The sequence below is a fragment of the Pseudomonas sp. AK181 genome, assembly GCF_051122975.1.
Classification (GTDB): domain Bacteria; phylum Pseudomonadota; class Gammaproteobacteria; order Pseudomonadales; family Pseudomonadaceae; genus Aquipseudomonas; species Aquipseudomonas lactis.
Window position 1 is genome coordinate 5,230,626 of sequence record NZ_CP146348.1, and the last position, 16,206, is coordinate 5,246,831.

Sequence of the window (16,206 nt, forward strand, 5' to 3'; positions counted from 1 at the left end):
CGAGGGGGGCAAGATTAAGGAAATACGCATTAACAATCCAGCTCATAGGTGTTCTCTATGCGCGCAATTGAGTTAATGGACACCTTTGTAACCCTGGATGTCGCCTACCTGCCGACGCTTTCACATCAGGTGCAAAGCCGGTAAGGTCGGCGCGTTCGCCATCCTGCTCGGAGTATTCCATGCCCGCCCCTGCTCTTTCCGGCCCGCAATACCTGCGTGAAGGCCTCAAACTGGTGTTGAGCCCTGGCCTGCGCCTGTTCGTGTTGTTGCCGTTGGCGATCAACCTGGTGCTGTTCGTCGGGTTGATCTATTTTGCCGGCCATCAGTTCAGCCTGTGGGTCGACAGCTTGATGCCGACGCTGCCCCACTGGCTAGGCTTTTTGAATTACCTGTTGTGGCCGCTGTTTGTGGTGCTGGTGGTGCTGATGGTGTTTTTCACGTTCACCATGCTCGCCAATATCATCGCCGCACCGTTCAACGGGTTTCTCGCCGAGAAAGTCGAGGTGGTGGTACGCGGCACCGATGACTTCCCGCCGTTCAGTTGGGCTGAACTGGCCGCCATGGTCCCGCGCACCCTGGCGCGGGAGATGCGCAAGCTGGGTTATTTCCTGCCACGTGCCATCGGCCTGTTTATCCTGTCGTTCATCCCGGTGGTCAACCTGATCGCGGCGCCGTTGTGGCTGTTGTTTGGCGTGTGGATGATGGCGATCCAGTACATCGACTACCCGGCCGACAACCACAAGCTGGGCTGGAACGAGATGCTGGCGTGGCTGCGCCAGAAGCGCTGGCAGAGCATGAGCTTTGGCGGCATTGTTTACCTGGTGCTGCTGGTGCCGGTGGTCAACCTGCTGATGATGCCAGCGGCGGTGGCCGGGGCGACGTTGTTCTGGGTGCGTGAGCAAGGCGCCGAAGCGATGGCGCAGCAAGCGGTGGTCAAGTCATAAATCCATCATCGCACTGACACAATGGCGACATGGCCCACGCCGACACTGTGGGTCATGACGACAGCCTCGCTTCACATCACCCTCATTACCGAAACCTTCCCGCCGGAAATCAACGGGGTGGCCAATACCCTTGGCCGTCTGTGCGAAGGTTTACGCTCACGCGGCCATCAGGTCGAGCTGGTACGCCCACGCCAGAATGCCGACCAAAGCCGCCCCAGCGACGATGAACTGCTGCTGTGCCGCGGCTGGCCACTGCCCGGCTATCCAGGCCTGCAATGGGGCCAATCGTCAATGCGCAAGTTGCTGCGCCGCTGGACACGCCAGCGCCCCGATGTGTTGTATATCGCCACGGAAGGGCCGCTGGGGCTTTCGGCGTTGCGCGCCGCGCGGCGCCTGGGCATCAGCGTGGTCAGCGGCTTTCATACCAATTTCCAGCAGTATTCGAACCAGTATGGCTTGAGCCTGTTGAGCCGCGTGGTCACCCATTACCTGCGTTGGTTTCATAACCGCTCAAGCCTGACCCTGGTGCCAAGTGCCAGTCAGCGCCTGGAGTTGGAGCGTCGACATTTCGAGCGTCTGGGCATGTTGTCGCGGGGGGTGGACAGCCATCTGTTCCATCCAGTCAAACGCAATAATGCCTTGCGTGATGATTGGGGCTTGGAGAACGACGATATTGCCGTCCTGCATGTGGGACGCCTGGCCCAGGAGAAGAATCTGGGGCTGCTCAAGCGCTGCTTTGAGGCATTGCAAGCTACCTACCCAAGGCGGCGCATGAAGCTGATTATCGTCGGTGATGGCCCCCAACGTTCGTCACTGGAACGTGACTTGCCCGATGCGGTGTTCTGCGGAGCTCAACGCGGCGAGGAGTTGGCAAAGCATTACGCCTCAGGGGATTTGTTCCTGTTCCCAAGCCTGACCGAAACCTTCGGCAATGTGGTACTTGAAGCGATGGCTTCAGGCCTGGGCGTGGTGGCTTACGATCAAGCAGCCGCAAGCCAGCATCTGCGTCATGGCTATAGCGGCGCACTGGCAATGCCTGGGGATGAAAACGCGTTTTGCGATGCGGCCGTCTGGCTGCTGGAGGAGCGTGAAACGCTACGCAGAGCGCGCTTGAATGCCCGACAACATGCCAGCCGTCAGGGCTGGCCGGCGATTATCGAGCAATTCGAGCGCCAGTTGCGTGGGGTATGCGAGGACGGTCAGCGAGTGCCTGCCCTCTCACCGCTCACACCAGGGTCATCAACGCCTCACGACTGAAGGGCAAGATGTCGCCCTCGCGCCCTTCGCGTACCTTCACGGCCCAATCCGGGTCCACCAGCAAGGCACGGCCCACTGCCACAAGGTCGAACTCATCGTTGTTCAGGCGCTCCAGCAGCTTCTCCAGGCTGGCAGGCTGGGCGACCTTGTCGGTGTTGACCATGAACTGCAGGAACTCGCCATCCAGGCCCACGCTGCCCACGGTGATGGTTGGCTTGCCGGTGAGCTGACGCGTCCAGCCGGCCAGGTTGAGGTCGGAGCCTTCAAATTCCGGCTCCCAGAAACGGCGGGTGGAGCAGTGGAAAATATCCACGCCAGCGTCAGCCAGTGGCTTGAGGAACTCACCCAACGCTTCAGGGGTTTGTACCAGGCGCGCGGTGTAGTCCTGCTGCTTCCACTGGGAGAAACGCAAGATAATCGGAAAGTCCGGGCCGACAGCAGCGCGGGTCGCCTGGATCAGTTCAATGGCAAAGCGCGAACGGTTGGCCAGGCTGCCACCGTATTCGTCGGTGCGCTGGTTGCTGCCTTCCCAGAAAAACTGGTCGACGAGGTAGCCGTGGGCACCGTGGATTTCCACGCCGTCCATGCCGATCGCCTGGGCATCCTTGGCGGCCTGGGCGAAGGCGTTGATCACGTCCTTGATGTCTTGCTTGGTCATGCCGTGCACAACGACATTGCCGTCCTTGAGCTTTTCCATCGGGCCATAGGCCGGCACGCTGGCGTCAGGCTCGGTGCCGATACGGCGCACACTGCCCACATGCCACAGCTGCGGGACAATCTTGCCGCCTTCAGCGTGGACCGCATCGACCACTTTCTTCCAGCCAGCCAAGGCGGCTTCACCATAGAAATGCGGTACGTTGGGGTAGCCGTTGGAAGCTGGATGATCGACCACGGTGCCTTCAGTGATGATCAAGCCCACACCGGCAGCGGCACGGCGACGGTAGTACTCAATGACTTTGGAGTTGGGTACGCCACCTGGGGAGAACGAGCGGGTCATGGGCGCCATGACCACGCGGGTCGACAGTTGCAATGCGCCGAGCTGGAAGGGTTTGAACAAGGCTTGGACGGGCATGGAACGCTCCACGGGGGACTGAATTTATGATGCGGATAATATGGAGAGCTTGCAGCGCTGAGTAGCACTATTGATCTAAATGATTAAGGGGTAAAAGCGGGACGCGGAGCGTCCAGGGTGGCATTCCCACGCAGAGCGTGGGAACGATCAACGCAGAGCGTGGGAACGATCAGGCCGTCACTGGCGTCAGCTCAGGGCTTTTTCGATGGCCTGGATGATGGAGGGATCGTCTGGGGGCGTACGGGGTGAGAAGCGCGCAAGTACGCGGCCATCTTTACCTAACAGGAATTTCTCGAAGTTCCAGGTGATATCCCCGGGGAATTCAGCGCCCTCGCCCGCCAGCAAGCGGTACAACTGGTGCCGATCAGGGCCGTTGACCTCGATCTTGCTGCCCAGTGGAAAGGTCACGCCGTAGTTCAGGCTACAGAACTCGCGGATTTCTTCCTCGCTGCCCGGTTCCTGACCGGCAAACTGGTTGCAGGGCACGCCAAGCACGGTAAACCCTTGGTCCTTGTACTGCTGGTAGAGGTTCTCCAACGCCGCATATTGCGGGGTCAAACCACATTTGGACGCCACATTGACCACCAGCACGACTTGGCCCTTGAAAGGCGCCAGCGGTAGCGCTTGTCCGTCCAAGGCTTTGAGTTTCAGATCGTGGAAAGCACTCATGACGAACTCCAGATATCCCATGTTCTTTGCATTGCAGCCCTTCGGAGCTTACAACCGGCAAAGCTGCAATCATAGACGCCGGTGACGAAACTCGCCTGCAGGTTACTGAGCGGTCGGCCAGGGCAAAATCGGAATCGCCGTCACCGCATTCTGCGGGCTGCCTTCGATCAGGCGGTCACTGTAGACCAGATACACCAGGGTGTTGCGCTTCTTGTCGAGGAAACGCACGACCTGCATGGTCTTGAACACCAGGGAGGTGCGCTCCTTGAACACTTCGTCGCCGTCCTTGAGCTCACCCTTGAAATGGATCGGGCCCACTTGGCGGCAAGCGATCGAGGCTTCGGCACGGTCTTCGGCCAGGCCCAGTCCGCCCTTTACCCCGCCGGTCTTGGCGCGGGACAGGTAGCAGGTCACGCCATCGACCTTGGGGTCGTCAAACGCTTCGACCACAATCCGGTCGTTGGGGCCGACGAACTTGAACACCGTCGACACCTGGCCGACTTCTTCGGCCGAGGCCAGCAGCGGCATGGCCAGCAGCAGGCCAAGCAATCCCTTCATCACGCGCATCGTGTATTTCCTATGGTTAGACCAGGATCAGGTTGTCGCGGTGAACCAGTTCCGGTTCTGCCATATAACCCAAGAGTCCGACAATGGCGTCGGAGGGTTGTCCAATAATCTTCTGTGCTTCCAGGGCGCTGTAGTTGGCCAGGCCGCGCGCAATCTCACGACCGTCTGGGGCGACGCACACCACCATCTCGCCACGACGGAAGCTGCCCTGCACCAACTTCACACCCACCGGCAGCAGGCTCTTGTTGCCCTGGGACAACGCCGCTACTGCGCCCGCGTCCAGCACCAGCGTGCCACGGGTTTGCAGATGACCGGCCAGCCATTGCTTGCGCGCCGCCAGCATGCCGCGCTCCGGCGACAGCAGCGTACCGATGCGCTCACCGGCCTTGAGGCGATCGAGCACGCGCTCCAGGCGCCCGCCGACGATAATGGTGTGGGCCCCCGAACGCGCCGCCAGGCGCGCGGCGCGCAGCTTGGTCTGCATGCCACCGCGGCCCAGGGCACCGCCGACACTGCCGGCGACCGCATCCAGCGCCGGGTCATCGGCGCGGGCTTCGTAGATAAGCTGGGCATCGGGGTTGTTGCGCGGGTCGGCGTCGAACATGCCATCGCGGTCGGTGAGGATCACCAGCAGGTCGGCCTCTACCAGATTGGCCACCAAGGCGGCCAGGGTGTCGTTGTCACCGAAGCGGATTTCGTCGGTGACCACGGTGTCGTTCTCGTTGATGACCGGGATGACCTTGAGCTCCACCAGCGCGCGCAAGGTGCTGCGGGCGTTGAGGTAGCGCTTGCGGTCGGACAGGTCGTCGTGGGTCAACAGCACCTGCGCCGTGTGGCGGCCGTGCTCGGCAAAGCTGGACTCCCAGGCTTGCACCAGGCCCATCTGGCCGATGGCGGCGGCGGCTTGCAGTTCGTGCATCGCGCTGGGTCGCGCGGTCCAGCCGAGGCGGCTCATCCCGGCGGCAACCGCTCCGGACGACACCAGCACCAACTCAACGCCTGCTTCATGCAAGGCCACCATCTGCTCGACCCAGACGCTCATGGCTGCGCGATCCAGACCTTTGCCATCCGCCGTCAACAGCGCACTGCCGATTTTCACGACCCAGCGCTGCGCACCTGTCACTTTGCTCCGCATCATCTTCAACCTTAGAGTGAGGGCCGCGCGACCCAGCGCTGCCCATAACGTTATACCCGGATACCAAAACGCCGCTCCAGGGAGCGGCGTTCAAGTTTATCGCAACGGATCAGTCACGCACGTAAATGATTTCCGGACCGTCTTCATCATCCACGTCTTCTTCGTCCCAATCATCGTCACCGATGTCGTGGACCGACTTAACGCCGCTGCGGCGCAGGGCACGCTGGTCGTCCAGGGCCTGCAACTGGGCACGGGCTTCGTCTTCGATCTGCTGGTCGAGCTCGGCGAGTTCGGCCTTGTACACCGGGTCGGCCGCCAGGCGGTCGGCACGGTCTTCCAGGTAACGCATGATGTCGCGGGTCAGGCGCTCGGTGCCTTCTTTGGCGATGGCCGAGATGACATAGACCGGACCTTCCCACTCCAGGCGATCAACGATCTCCTTGACGCGCTCTTCGTGCTCTTCTTCGAGGATCTGGTCGCACTTGTTCAGTACCAACCAGCGATCGCGCTCGGCCAGGGCCGGGCTGAACTTGGTCAGCTCGCTGACGATGACTTCGGCGGCATCGGCGGCACTGGTGTCATCCAGCGGTGCCATGTCGACGAGGTGCAGCAGCAAACGGGTGCGCGACAAGTGCTTGAGGAAGCGGATACCCAGGCCTGCGCCGTCGGAAGCGCCTTCGATCAAGCCAGGAATGTCGGCAACCACGAAGCTTTTCCAGCGGTCTACGCTGACCACGCCCAGGTTTGGCACCAGAGTCGTGAACGGGTAGTCGGCGACTTTCGGCTTGGCGGCCGATACCGAGCGGATGAAGGTACTTTTACCCGCGTTCGGCAGGCCCAACAGGCCCACGTCCGCCAGTACTTTCATTTCCAGCTTCAGGTCGCGCTGCTCGCCCGGCTTGCCCGGCGTGGTCTGGCGCGGTGCACGGTTGGTGCTGGACTTGAATCGGGTGTTACCCAGACCGTGCCAGCCGCCCTGCACAACCATCAGCTTCTGGCCGGCCTTGGTCAGGTCGCCAATCACTTCCTGGGTCGCGGAGTCGATGATCGTGGTGCCGACCGGTACGCGCAGTACCAGGTCTTCGCCTTTTTTACCGGTGCAGTCGGTGCTGCCGCCGTTGGAGCCACGCTCGGCATCGAAGTGCCGGGTGTAACGGTAGTCGACCAGGGTGTTGAGGTTTTCGTCGGCCATCATGTAGATGGAACCGCCGTCACCGCCGTCACCGCCGTTCGGGCCACCGTTTTCGATGAATTTTTCGCGACGGAAACTCATGCAACCGTTACCGCCGTCGCCTGCTTTTACTCGGATGGAAACTTCATCAACGAACTTCATAACAAAACGCCTCTCGCCGCATGGACGAGCTTAAGAAACCAAGACATAAGACTCTTGCAAAAATGAGCGCAGCGACCTCAATCAGCGACCGCAAACCAGCGCCTGAGCTCATCACAGACAGCTTTGCAAGAGACTCACTCCACAAACGAAAAAGCCCCGTCGCAAGACAGGGCTTTTCCAGCGATCTCGCAATTAAGCTGCGACAACGCTCACGTAACGGCGGTTGAACGCGCCCTTTACTTCGAACTTGATCACGCCTTCGATTTTAGCGAAGAGGGTGTGATCTTTACCCATGCCAACACCGTAACCGGCGTGGAATTGGGTGCCGCGCTGACGCACGATGATGTTGCCCGGAATGATTTTCTGGCCGCCATACATCTTCACGCCAAGGCGTTTGGCTTCTGAGTCGCGACCGTTACGGGTACTACCACCAGCTTTTTTGTGTGCCATGAGTCAATTCTCCTAGTGAGGAATTAGGCTGAAATTAAGCCTGAATACCGGTGATTTTGATCTCGGTGTACCACTGGCGGTGGCCCATACGCTTCATGTGGTGCTTACGACGACGGAACTTGATGATGCGGACTTTATCGTGACGACCTTGGGAGATCACTTCAGCCACAACGGTAGCGCCAGCAACAACTGGAGCGCCGATGTTCACGTCATCGCCATTGGCGACCAACAGAACGCGATCAAAAGTAACGGATTCGCCAGTAGCGACTTCCAGTTTCTCGATCTTCAGGTATTCACCTGGGGCGACTTTGTATTGCTTGCCACCAGTAACAATTACTGCGTACGACATGGTATTTCTCCGATAATCCTGCTCACCCAGCGCTTTATAAGAAGAGGTATTGGCTGGCATGGCTGCATGGGATGGACGTCCCGAATGCAATTGCGTAAGGCAGGTGCTGCCCAGGAAGTTCAGGGTGCGCGATTGTACGCAAGGTAAAGGGGTGTTGCAAGGGGCCGTCTATCGCGCCTTGACACTGCGGGGTGAGGGTCCTAGCATGCCGCGCAACCCTTCTGGAGCGACTGTCGCTGATGCAACCCCAAGCTTTCTACCGCGCGGTCGCGGACGATTTTAGCGCCGTCGACGGCATCATCAAGCAGCAGCTGACGTCTAAAGTGCCGCTGGTCTCCAAAATTGGCGACTACATTACGTCGGCGGGCGGCAAACGCCTGCGTCCTTTATTAGTGTTGCTGTGTGGCAAGGCCCTGGGCCGTCAAGGCGATGACCTGCGCCTGCTGGCCGCCACCATCGAATTCCTGCACACCGCCACCCTGCTGCATGACGACGTGGTCGACATGTCCGGCATGCGCCGTGGTCGCGAGACCGCAAACGCCATGTGGGGCAATGCGCCCAGCGTGTTGGTGGGCGACTTCCTGTATTCGCGCTCGTTCGAAATGATGGTCGAGCTGGGCTCGATGCCCGTGATGAAGATTCTTTCACAGGCCACACGCATCATCGCCGAAGGCGAAGTGTTGCAGCTGTCCAAAGTCCGCGACGCCAGCACCACCGAAGAAACCTACATGGAAGTGATTCGCGGCAAAACCGCGATGCTCTTCGAAGCCTCGACCCACAGTGCCGCCGCGCTGTGTGGAGCCACCGCCGAACAGGCCGAGGCGCTGCGCACGTTCGGTGATCACCTGGGCGTGGCGTTCCAACTGGTGGATGACCTGCTCGATTACAAGGGCGACGCCGAAACCCTGGGCAAGAACGTCGGTGACGACCTGGCCGAGGGCAAGCCGACCTTGCCGCTGATCTACACCATGCGCGAAGGCACGCCGGAACAGGCCGCCCTGGTGCGCAAGGCGATCCAGAAAGGCGGGATCGAAGACCTGGAAGCCATCCGTGCCGCTGTGGAAGCCTCGGGTTCCCTGGAGTACACCGCGCAACTGGCGCGTGACTACGTGGCGCGGGCGATTACGTGTCTGGAAGCCCTGCCGGCCAGCGAATACCGGGATGCCCTGGTTGAGCTCAGTGAGTTTGCGGTCGCCCGTACTCACTGATCTAGCACTTTTTAATGTGGGAGCTGGCTTGCCTGCGATGACTGTAGTGAATTCACTGCCGCTATCGCAGGCAAGCCAGCTCCCACATTAGAAAGAGTCCAGCCCCACCCGCGCTTAAACCCTATATAATGTGCGACTTTTAGCCATCCCTGACTTTCTAGGAGCTTTAGTGAGCACGTTGCCTCCCTGCCCGAAATGCAATTCCGAATACACCTACGAAGACGGCGCCCAGCTGATCTGCCCGGAATGCGCCCATGAATGGTCCGCCACTGGCGAGGCCGAAGTGGTTGGCGATGAAACCGTGAAGAAAGACTCTGTGGGCAACGTCCTGCAGGACGGCGACACCATCACCGTGATCAAGGACCTCAAGGTCAAGGGCACTTCCCTGGTGGTCAAGGTCGGCACCAAGGTCAAGAACATCCGCCTGTGCGACGGCGACCACGATATCGATTGCAAGATCGACGGTATCGGCCCGATGAAGCTCAAGTCCGAGTTCGTGCGCAAGGTCTGAATCCGCTGCATCCATCCCGCGCCCGCCGCGGGGTGGCGTTTTGCCCTCTGCGTTGATCGAACGCAATACCCACACAGAAAAAAACAGAAACTGCCAATAGACGCTTGCTATTCTACGAATAAGAATTATTCTCATTGAAACCCATCAAGGAGAACGACCATGACTTATTTGATAGATGCCTGGCTGGATCGCCCACACCCTTACCTGCGAATCCTGCATCGGGAAACCGGTGAAGTCTGCGCGGTGCTTGAAGAAGAAGCGCTGAACGAGCTGCAAGACCAGGGCGATCTGGACGTAAACGGCCTGAGTTCCAGTGAGCCTGGGGTGCTGAAGGAAGTAGTAAGGAATCTGTTTCTATTCTGCTATGCACGAGCGTTGCGCCCGGCGACGGAGCTCAATGGCAAGTTCCATCCATGAGAAACAACGGCCAACACTGTAGGAGCGAGCTTGCTCGCGAAGATATCAAAGGCACCGCGTTAAACCAGGTTTTACGCGTTATCGTTGACGTTCTTCGCGAGCGAGCTCGCTCCTACAAGTACGGGGCTTACAGAACGTCGAGCAGCTCGACGTCGAATACCAGAACGCTGTGTGGCGGGATGCTGCCAACGCCTTGAGCGCCGTAAGCCAGTTCGCTCGGCACGTACAGGCGCCATTTGCTGCCGGCATTCATCAGTTGCAGGGCTTCGGTCCAGCCGGCGATCACGCCGCCAACCGGAAATTCTGCAGGCTGGCCGCGCTCGTAGGAGCTGTCGAACACAGTGCCGTCGATCAGGGTGCCGTGGTAGTGAGTACGCACTTGGTCTTCACGGGTCGGCTTGGCGCCGGTACCCGCCGTCAGCACTTCAAATTGCAGGCCGGAAGCCAGGGTGGTGATGCCGTCACGCTTGGCGTTTTCCGCCAGGAAAGCCAGGCCAGCGCCTGCTGCAGCTTCAGCCTTGGCAGCGGCTTCGGCTTGCATGATTTCACGGATCACTTTGAAGCTGGCCGCCATTTGCTCTTGGTCAACACGGCTTGGCTTGCCTGCGAACGCGTCGGTCAGGCCGGCCAGGATCGCGTCCAGGCTGACGCCCGGTGGCGGGTTGTCGCGCAGTTGGTCGCCCAACTGACGGCCGATACCGTAGCTGACGCGGGTTTCGTCGGTGGACAGATTAACTTCGGACATGAAGAGGCTCCGCTGTAGGACGCCACAGTTTCCCGCGCCGCCCAGAACTAAAAGGGCCCGCAGACTAGCACACATGAGCGGGCCGTGATCAGCCCCACCCCGGCTTTGCCGTAGCGCGCCAGCGACCCTTCGTCGACGACCAATAAAAGTATTTCAGAATCGTCCTTTGCCGCCGATACAGCCCTACACATCTTGGCTGGCTCAAACAAAAACACACCGTCCAGCAGACAGACATCACTCTTCAAGGAGCTTTCGATGAACAGCTGGTTCGGTAACATCAGTGTCAATCTCAAACTCGGCCTGGGCTTCGGCCTGGTGTTGGTCCTCACTTCAGTCCTGGCGCTGACGGGCTGGACCAGCCTGGGCGGCTTGATCGACCGTAGCAATTGGATGAGCGACATCACTCAGCTCAACGCCTCGTTGACCAAGCTGCGTATCGTGCGCTTGCAATACATGCTGGCCAATGGCGACGAAGCCGTGGCGCAGAACGTGCAGACCAGCCTCGATGCCTTCGCTGCCCAGCAACAGAAGCTGCTGGACAGCTTCAAGAGCCCGGAAAACCTCAAGCTGCTCAATGAGCAGAAAGACGTGATTACCGCTTACCGCCAGTCCCTGAGCAAAATGCGCGAGGCCTATCGCAATGGCAACGCTGCGCGCGATGTCATGGGTGCCAAGGCCGACATCGCCAACGCACAAATCAATGCGCTGGAAACCAGTGTGCAGCAGTCACCCGACAGCCCGGAACGGTTCACGCAGTTTGTGGCCGTGACCCAGGCCAAGAACGAATTCCTGCAGGCTCGCTACGAAGTGCGCGGCTATACCAATAGCCCCAACGCAGAAACCGAAGCCCGCGCGGCTACACAGCTGGAAAAAGCTGTCGCCGGTTTGAAAGGCCTCAGCGTTGCCTTCGGTACTGGGCAGCAAAGCGCATTGTCCGCACTGGAAACCGCCCTCGTTGCTTATCGCAGTGCGGTACAGAGCTACAAAGCGGCCAACGCCGATATCGTCACCGCCCGTGCCGAAATGACCACCCAGGGCGCGGATATCGTGACGATCAGCGACAAGCTGTACGACATCCAACTGGAACGTCGCGACGCTGAAAGCACCCAGGCGCGCAGCCTGCAGTTGATCAGCACCTTGCTGGCCCTGTTGGTCGGCGTGATTGCTGCGTGGGTGATCACGCGCCAGATCACCCGTCCGATCCAGGAGACGCTGGCCGTGGTAGAACGCATCGCGTCGGGTGACCTGAGCCACAACATCCAGGTGACCCGTCGTGACGAACTGGGCGTGTTGCAGCAAGGCATCCAGCGCATGGGCACTACCTTGCGCGAGCTGATCAGCGGCATTCGCGACGGCGTCACTCAGATCGCCAGCGCCGCCGAAGAGTTGTCAGCCGTGACCGAGCAGACCAGCGCCGGTGTGAACAGCCAGAAGATCGAGACCGATCAGGTCGCCACCGCCATGCATGAAATGACCGCCACCGTGCAGGAAGTCGCACGCAATGCCGAACAAGCCTCGCAAGCCGCTTCCGACGCCGACGGCCAAGCCCGCGAAGGCGATAAAGTAGTGGCTGAAGCTATCGCCCAGATCGAACGCCTGGCAGCCGAAGTGGCGCGCTCCACCGACGCCATGACGCACCTGCAACAAGAGAGCAACAAGATTGGCAGCGTGATGGACGTGATCAAGGCCGTGGCCGAACAGACCAACCTGCTGGCCCTCAACGCCGCCATTGAAGCTGCGCGTGCCGGGGAAGCTGGCCGTGGCTTTGCCGTGGTCGCTGACGAAGTGCGTGGCCTGGCGCAACGTACACAGAAGTCCACCGAGGAAATCGAAGGCCTGGTGGCCGGTTTGCAGAACGGTACCCAACAAGTGGCCAACGTGATGAACAACAGCCGCAGCCTGACCGACAGCAGCGTCGAACTGACGCGCAAGGCCGGGGTATCCTTGGAAAACATCACCCGCACCGTGTCGAATATCCAGTCGATGAACCAGCAGATCGCAGCGGCCGCCGAACAGCAAAGCGCCGTGGCCGAAGAGATCAGCCGCAGTATCGTGAATGTGCGGGACGTGTCCGAGCAGACCGCTACGGCCAGTGATGAGACGGCCAAGTCGAGTGTGGAACTGGCTCGATTGGGTAGCCAGTTGCAGCAGATGGTCAGTCATTTCCGGGTTTAAAAAACCAAAAAAGCCGCCTCAATTTAAGCCGAGGCGGCTCCACTTCTCAGACCTTACAGGTCATCAAAGCTGTCCCGCAGGAATGTCCACACGTGATAAACACGTAGAGCATTCACTACGAGGTTCCACGTACGTCGTGCAAACTTAGACATACTCGGCCCTCCTTGAGTTGGGCCTTACCTCCAGCGCACTTACCGGAACACGTGAGCCTTTGGACGCGGGTCAATGCGTCCTTTGAGGTGGCCGGGCCAGTGGTCCTTCCGCATCAATCCGGCACGGATTACTAGCCCGTGGCGGTCGGTCCAGAATTCGCGTGCATACCCGGCCCACCCAAAAGCGACAAACGCAGAACGGGGAAGATCCTAACCAACATTCCCGTCTAAGGTGTGTCCAACAGTGGTCAAATATCCAGTATCGCCCGATAGATTCATTGCAAGCTTTTGCAGTCAAATCTGGCAAGAGAAAAATGCCTAAAGTATCCATGCCGGCCATCGTTCCGTGTTGCGTGAAGACGTGACCGACCGGCGGTAGTATCCACGTGCGGGTCAATGCGTCCTTTGAGATAGCAAACCCCAGCCACTCACTGGGTTTGCAATAAAAAACCGCCCTACTAAGGCGGTTTTTTATTGCCTGCCATTTACCCATCAGCCCTCGCTGTCCTCGACAAACACCAGCCGATTCCCAAACGGATCGCGGATGCTCATTTCCCGCGTCCCCCAAGGCGTATCTTCAACCCCTGGCTTGGCATGACGGTACGCTTTGCCCAGCAACTGCTGCTGATACACGTCGACCCCTTGGGCCTGGATCCGCACGGCCGCCCCTGGCGAAGCATCGCCATGATGCTCGGACAAATGCAGCACACACTCCCCCAGCGACACTTGCAGGTACAACGGGAAATTCGCCTCGAAGCGATGCTGCCAATCAACCTTGAACCCCAGAAAATCGACGTAGAACTCCAACGCCTTGGCCTCGTCGAAAATCCGCAGGATGGGGGTGACTTTTCCTAAGTGCATGGCAACAGCTCCATCTAAAAGAACCCCAACTATAGAGACGAAAACCCGCCACGCAAATCCCCGTTGCGCGCCAGGAACAGGCCTGCTCTCTCACCGTTGGCCTGCCCCTCGCGATAGCTCAATACGCCATTGACCCACACCCCCTCAATCCCTTCAGCGGCGCGCTGGGGTGCCTTGAAATCAGCCACATCCCGCACCCGCTGCGGGTCGAATAACACCAGGTCGGCCCAGTGCCCTTCACGGATCTCACCACGCTCGGCCAGCCCAAAGCGCGCCGCCGACAAGCCGGTCATCTTGTGCACCGCCGTGTGCAACGGGAACAAGCCGACATCCCGGCTGAAATGCCCCAGCACCCGTGGAAAGGCGCCCCACAAGCGCGGGTGAGGAAACGGGTCTTCAGGCAACCCATCCGAACCCACCATCGATAACGGGTGCGCAAGAATGCGCCGTACATCCGCCTCATCCATGCCGTAGTACACAGCGCCCGCAGGTTGCAAACGGCGGGCGGCCTCCATCAGCGAAACGCCCCACTCGGCGGCGATGTCCTGCAAATCGCGCCCGCCCATGTCCGGGTGCGGTGTGGACCAGGTGATAGTGATGCGAAACGCGTCGGTGACTTGCTTGAGGTCCAGGGTCGAGGAGCTGGCGGCATAGGGGTAGCAATCACAGCCCACCGGATGATCTTTTGCCGCCGCTTCCAGGGCCGCCAACAGCTGCGGGCTGCGCCCCCAATTACCGGCTCCGGCGCATTTAAGGTGGGAAATGATCACCGGCACCCTCGCCTCTCGGCCGATCAAGAACGCTTCATCCATCGCCTCCAGCACCGGTTCGAACTCGCTACGCAAATGGGTGGTGTACACCGCGCCGTAGGCCGTCAGCTCTTGGGTCAGTTGCAGCACTTCATCGGTCTCGGCGTTGAACGCGCTGGCGTAGGCCAGGCCTGTGGATAAACCCAGGGCGCCGGCCTCCAGGCTCTCCTGCAACTGCACGCGCATGGCCGCAATTTCATAGGGTGTGGCGGTGCGGTGCAGGTCGTCCATATGGTTGCTGCGCAGCGCCGTGTGGCCGATCAACGCGGCGACGTTCACCGCCGGGCAGGCGCGTTGCACCGCGGCGCGGTAGTCGGCAAACCGTGGATAAGAGAACGCCTCGCGGGTGCCCAGCAAGTTCATCGGGTCTGGCGGGTCGCTGCGCAAACTGACCGGCGCGGCGCTGATGCCACAGTTGCCGACAATCACCGTGGTCACGCCCTGGCTGAGCTTGGGCAGCATCTGCGGCTGGCGGATCACCACCGTGTCATCGTGGGTGTGCACGTCGATAAAACCCGGCGCCAATACCCGGCCATGGGCGTCGATGACCTGCTCGGCCTGGGCTGTGGACAAGTCGCCAATCGTGCGGATGCGCCCTGCGTGCACGCCCACATCAGCGACATACCCTGGAGTGTTACTGCCATCGATGATCAGCGCCTGGCGAATCAGCGTGTCGTACTTCATATCAGTCTCCAAGCGGCAGGCTGCCAGGGCCGCCGCGGTAATCGTCGAGGGCCAGTTTGATCCGGCGCAGGCGTTCCTGGTTGTCGTCCGGCAGAGCCAGCGCCAGCTCGGTGGCGAGCAGGTCGATAGCCAGCAGCATGCCGTAGCGCGCCGCAGTGGGCTTGTAGATAAAGCTGGTTTCCGCCGATTGCAGCGGCAGCACGACATCTGCCAACTGCGCTAGGGGCGAATCGGCAATGGTTATGGCAATGATCCGCGCGTCGTAGTTGCGCGCCAGCGTGACCACCTCCAGTAACTCGGGGGTCAGGCCCGTGAGCGAGCAGACAATGACGGCATGTTCGGACCCTAGGGTCGCCGCCGTGACACGCATCATCACCGGGTCATGGCTGGCGGCAATCGGATAACCCAGCCGCACCAGGCGCACCTGCAACTCATCGCTGCACAGGCTCGACGGCCCGCCCATGCCGAACGCATGGATCATCCGTGCCTTGCCCAACAGCTTGACCGCGTCGCCAAAGCTGCGCTGATTGAAACCCGACAGGTGCTGACGCAACGTCGCCTCGATGTCCCCCAGAATCTGCCGATGAAACGCCGACTGTTCTGGCTTGCCGGCCGGGTCGAGGAAGCGGCTGCCCACACCACTGGCCTGGGCCAATTGCAGGCGCAAATCGCGCAAGTCACGGCAGCCCACGCTGCGGGCAAAGCGTGACAAGGTGGCGGTACTCACCTCGGCCCGTGCAGACAACTCCTCCAGGCTGGCGGAGGCGGCAAAGCCCACATCCTCAAGCATCAGCTTGGCGATACGCCCTTCGCCGGCACTGAAAGCGGCCTGGCGGGCGCGGATCTGGTAGAGGATGTCCATGGGGGC

16 protein-coding genes and 2 pseudogenes are annotated in these 16,206 nt (G+C 60.3%); 7 read left to right on the top strand and 11 right to left on the bottom strand.

Going from position 1 to position 16,206, the window contains the following annotated elements; translation table 11 throughout:
- Positions 1–179 precede the first annotated feature (179 nt).
- Together cysZ and V8689_RS23905 are read left to right on the top strand one after the other, a co-directional pair.
- Entirely contained in the window at positions 180–944 is a 765-nt protein-coding gene (cysZ, locus tag V8689_RS23900; protein ID WP_003194077.1) for a sulfate transporter CysZ, read from the top strand.
- A 54-nt stretch (positions 945–998) separates the two neighbouring features.
- Positions 999–2,201: a glycosyltransferase family 4 protein gene (locus V8689_RS23905; RefSeq protein WP_056788723.1), complete on the top strand. Its 1,203-nt coding sequence runs from the start codon at positions 999–1,001 to the stop codon at positions 2,199–2,201.
- Here the strand turns inward: V8689_RS23905 and V8689_RS23910 are convergent.
- From V8689_RS23910 to rplU, 7 genes are all read right to left on the bottom strand, one after another.
- Positions 2,170–3,273: an NADH:flavin oxidoreductase gene (locus V8689_RS23910; protein ID WP_056788719.1), complete on the bottom strand. Its 1,104-nt coding sequence runs from the start codon at positions 3,271–3,273 to the stop codon at positions 2,170–2,172. The genes V8689_RS23905 and V8689_RS23910 overlap by 32 nt on opposite strands.
- Positions 3,274–3,459: 186 nt before the next feature.
- Positions 3,460–3,942: a glutathione peroxidase gene (locus tag V8689_RS23915; protein WP_056788716.1), complete on the bottom strand. Its 483-nt coding sequence runs from the start codon at positions 3,940–3,942 to the stop codon at positions 3,460–3,462.
- Between the two features lie 102 nt (positions 3,943–4,044).
- A complete protein-coding gene (locus V8689_RS23920) occupies positions 4,045–4,509 on the bottom strand; it encodes a CreA family protein (protein ID WP_003194082.1) in 465 nt (154 codons plus the stop codon).
- Positions 4,510–4,525: 16 nt separating this feature from the next.
- Positions 4,526–5,644 (bottom strand): glutamate 5-kinase, encoded by a 1,119-nt coding sequence (gene proB / locus V8689_RS23925; RefSeq protein WP_003194083.1) that lies wholly within the window; start codon positions 5,642–5,644, stop codon positions 4,526–4,528.
- A gap of 109 nt (positions 5,645–5,753) precedes the next feature.
- A complete protein-coding gene (gene cgtA, locus V8689_RS23930) occupies positions 5,754–6,977 on the bottom strand; it encodes an Obg family GTPase CgtA (RefSeq protein ID WP_003194084.1) in 1,224 nt (407 codons plus the stop codon).
- Between the two features lie 192 nt (positions 6,978–7,169).
- Positions 7,170–7,427: a 50S ribosomal protein L27 gene (gene rpmA, locus V8689_RS23935; protein ID WP_003176049.1), complete on the bottom strand. Its 258-nt coding sequence runs from the start codon at positions 7,425–7,427 to the stop codon at positions 7,170–7,172.
- A gap of 34 nt (positions 7,428–7,461) precedes the next feature.
- Positions 7,462–7,776 (bottom strand): 50S ribosomal protein L21, encoded by a 315-nt coding sequence (rplU, locus tag V8689_RS23940; RefSeq protein WP_007950961.1) that lies wholly within the window; start codon positions 7,774–7,776, stop codon positions 7,462–7,464.
- A gap of 239 nt (positions 7,777–8,015) precedes the next feature.
- On the opposite strand from rplU, the gene V8689_RS23945 reads away from it, so the two are divergent.
- The 3 genes from V8689_RS23945 to V8689_RS23955 all read left to right on the top strand — a co-directional run bounded on the left by V8689_RS23945 (position 8,016) and on the right by V8689_RS23955 (position 9,912).
- Positions 8,016–8,984 carry a polyprenyl synthetase family protein gene (locus V8689_RS23945; RefSeq protein ID WP_003194086.1) on the top strand — a complete coding sequence of 323 codons (969 nt, stop codon included), beginning with the start codon at positions 8,016–8,018 and terminating at the stop codon, positions 8,982–8,984.
- A gap of 169 nt (positions 8,985–9,153) precedes the next feature.
- Positions 9,154–9,495 carry a zinc ribbon domain-containing protein YjdM gene (locus V8689_RS23950; RefSeq protein ID WP_003194087.1) on the top strand — a complete coding sequence of 114 codons (342 nt, stop codon included), beginning with the start codon at positions 9,154–9,156 and terminating at the stop codon, positions 9,493–9,495.
- A gap of 159 nt (positions 9,496–9,654) precedes the next feature.
- On the top strand, positions 9,655–9,912 hold the full coding sequence (locus tag V8689_RS23955; RefSeq protein ID WP_003194088.1) for a PA4570 family protein: 258 nt from the start codon (positions 9,655–9,657) through the stop codon (positions 9,910–9,912).
- Positions 9,913–10,039: 127 nt separating this feature from the next.
- Here the strand turns inward: V8689_RS23955 and V8689_RS23960 are convergent, their stop codons facing one another.
- The gene (locus V8689_RS23960; protein WP_003194089.1) at positions 10,040–10,657 is read right to left on the bottom strand and encodes an FKBP-type peptidyl-prolyl cis-trans isomerase; all 618 of its coding nucleotides are present in this window, start codon (positions 10,655–10,657) and stop codon (positions 10,040–10,042) included.
- A 255-nt stretch (positions 10,658–10,912) separates the two neighbouring features.
- Between V8689_RS23960 and V8689_RS23965 the strand changes: the two are divergent.
- A pseudogene (locus tag V8689_RS23965) lies at positions 10,913–11,929 on the top strand (methyl-accepting chemotaxis protein); the annotation flags it as partial.
- 306 nt (positions 11,930–12,235) lie between these two features.
- Positions 12,236–12,832: pseudogene (locus tag V8689_RS23970) on the top strand (methyl-accepting chemotaxis protein); the annotation flags it as partial.
- A 644-nt stretch (positions 12,833–13,476) separates the two neighbouring features.
- Here V8689_RS23970 and V8689_RS23975 read toward each other — a convergent pair.
- The 3 genes from V8689_RS23975 to V8689_RS23985 are packed head-to-tail and all read right to left on the bottom strand — an operon-like array spanning position 13,477 to position 16,200.
- A complete protein-coding gene (locus V8689_RS23975; protein ID WP_056788709.1) occupies positions 13,477–13,845 on the bottom strand; it encodes a glyoxalase superfamily protein in 369 nt (122 codons plus the stop codon).
- A gap of 29 nt (positions 13,846–13,874) precedes the next feature.
- A complete protein-coding gene (locus tag V8689_RS23980; protein WP_056788707.1) occupies positions 13,875–15,338 on the bottom strand; it encodes an N-acyl-D-amino-acid deacylase family protein in 1,464 nt (487 codons plus the stop codon).
- A 1-nt stretch (position 15,339) separates the two neighbouring features.
- Positions 15,340–16,200 carry a MurR/RpiR family transcriptional regulator gene (locus V8689_RS23985; RefSeq protein ID WP_056788704.1) on the bottom strand — a complete coding sequence of 287 codons (861 nt, stop codon included), beginning with the start codon at positions 16,198–16,200 and terminating at the stop codon, positions 15,340–15,342.
- Positions 16,201–16,206 lie beyond the last annotated feature (6 nt).

What these genes read in the sequence shown, in the direction of transcription:
- cgtA (WP_003194084.1), bottom strand. Translation starts at nt 6,977, where the DNA reads ATGAAGTTCGTTGATGAAGTTTCCATCCGAGTAAAAGCAGGCGACGGC.
- rplU (WP_007950961.1), bottom strand. Translation starts at nt 7,776, where the DNA reads ATGTCGTACGCAGTAATTGTTACTGGTGGCAAGCAATACAAAGTCGCC.
- V8689_RS23905 (WP_056788723.1), top strand. Translation starts at nt 999, where the DNA reads ATGACGACAGCCTCGCTTCACATCACCCTCATTACCGAAACCTTCCCG.
- V8689_RS23960 (WP_003194089.1), bottom strand. Translation starts at nt 10,657, where the DNA reads ATGTCCGAAGTTAATCTGTCCACCGACGAAACCCGCGTCAGCTACGGT.
- V8689_RS23910 (WP_056788719.1), bottom strand. Translation starts at nt 3,273, where the DNA reads ATGCCCGTCCAAGCCTTGTTCAAACCCTTCCAGCTCGGCGCATTGCAA.
- proB (WP_003194083.1), bottom strand. Translation starts at nt 5,644, where the DNA reads ATGCGGAGCAAAGTGACAGGTGCGCAGCGCTGGGTCGTGAAAATCGGC.
- V8689_RS23975 (WP_056788709.1), bottom strand. Translation starts at nt 13,845, where the DNA reads ATGCACTTAGGAAAAGTCACCCCCATCCTGCGGATTTTCGACGAGGCC.
- cysZ (WP_003194077.1), top strand. Translation starts at nt 180, where the DNA reads ATGCCCGCCCCTGCTCTTTCCGGCCCGCAATACCTGCGTGAAGGCCTC.
- V8689_RS23955 (WP_003194088.1), top strand. Translation starts at nt 9,655, where the DNA reads ATGACTTATTTGATAGATGCCTGGCTGGATCGCCCACACCCTTACCTG.
- V8689_RS23920 (WP_003194082.1), bottom strand. Translation starts at nt 4,509, where the DNA reads ATGCGCGTGATGAAGGGATTGCTTGGCCTGCTGCTGGCCATGCCGCTG.
- V8689_RS23915 (WP_056788716.1), bottom strand. Translation starts at nt 3,942, where the DNA reads ATGAGTGCTTTCCACGATCTGAAACTCAAAGCCTTGGACGGACAAGCG.
- V8689_RS23980 (WP_056788707.1), bottom strand. Translation starts at nt 15,338, where the DNA reads ATGAAGTACGACACGCTGATTCGCCAGGCGCTGATCATCGATGGCAGT.
- V8689_RS23985 (WP_056788704.1), bottom strand. Translation starts at nt 16,200, where the DNA reads ATGGACATCCTCTACCAGATCCGCGCCCGCCAGGCCGCTTTCAGTGCC.
- V8689_RS23945 (WP_003194086.1), top strand. Translation starts at nt 8,016, where the DNA reads ATGCAACCCCAAGCTTTCTACCGCGCGGTCGCGGACGATTTTAGCGCC.
- rpmA (WP_003176049.1), bottom strand. Translation starts at nt 7,427, where the DNA reads ATGGCACACAAAAAAGCTGGTGGTAGTACCCGTAACGGTCGCGACTCA.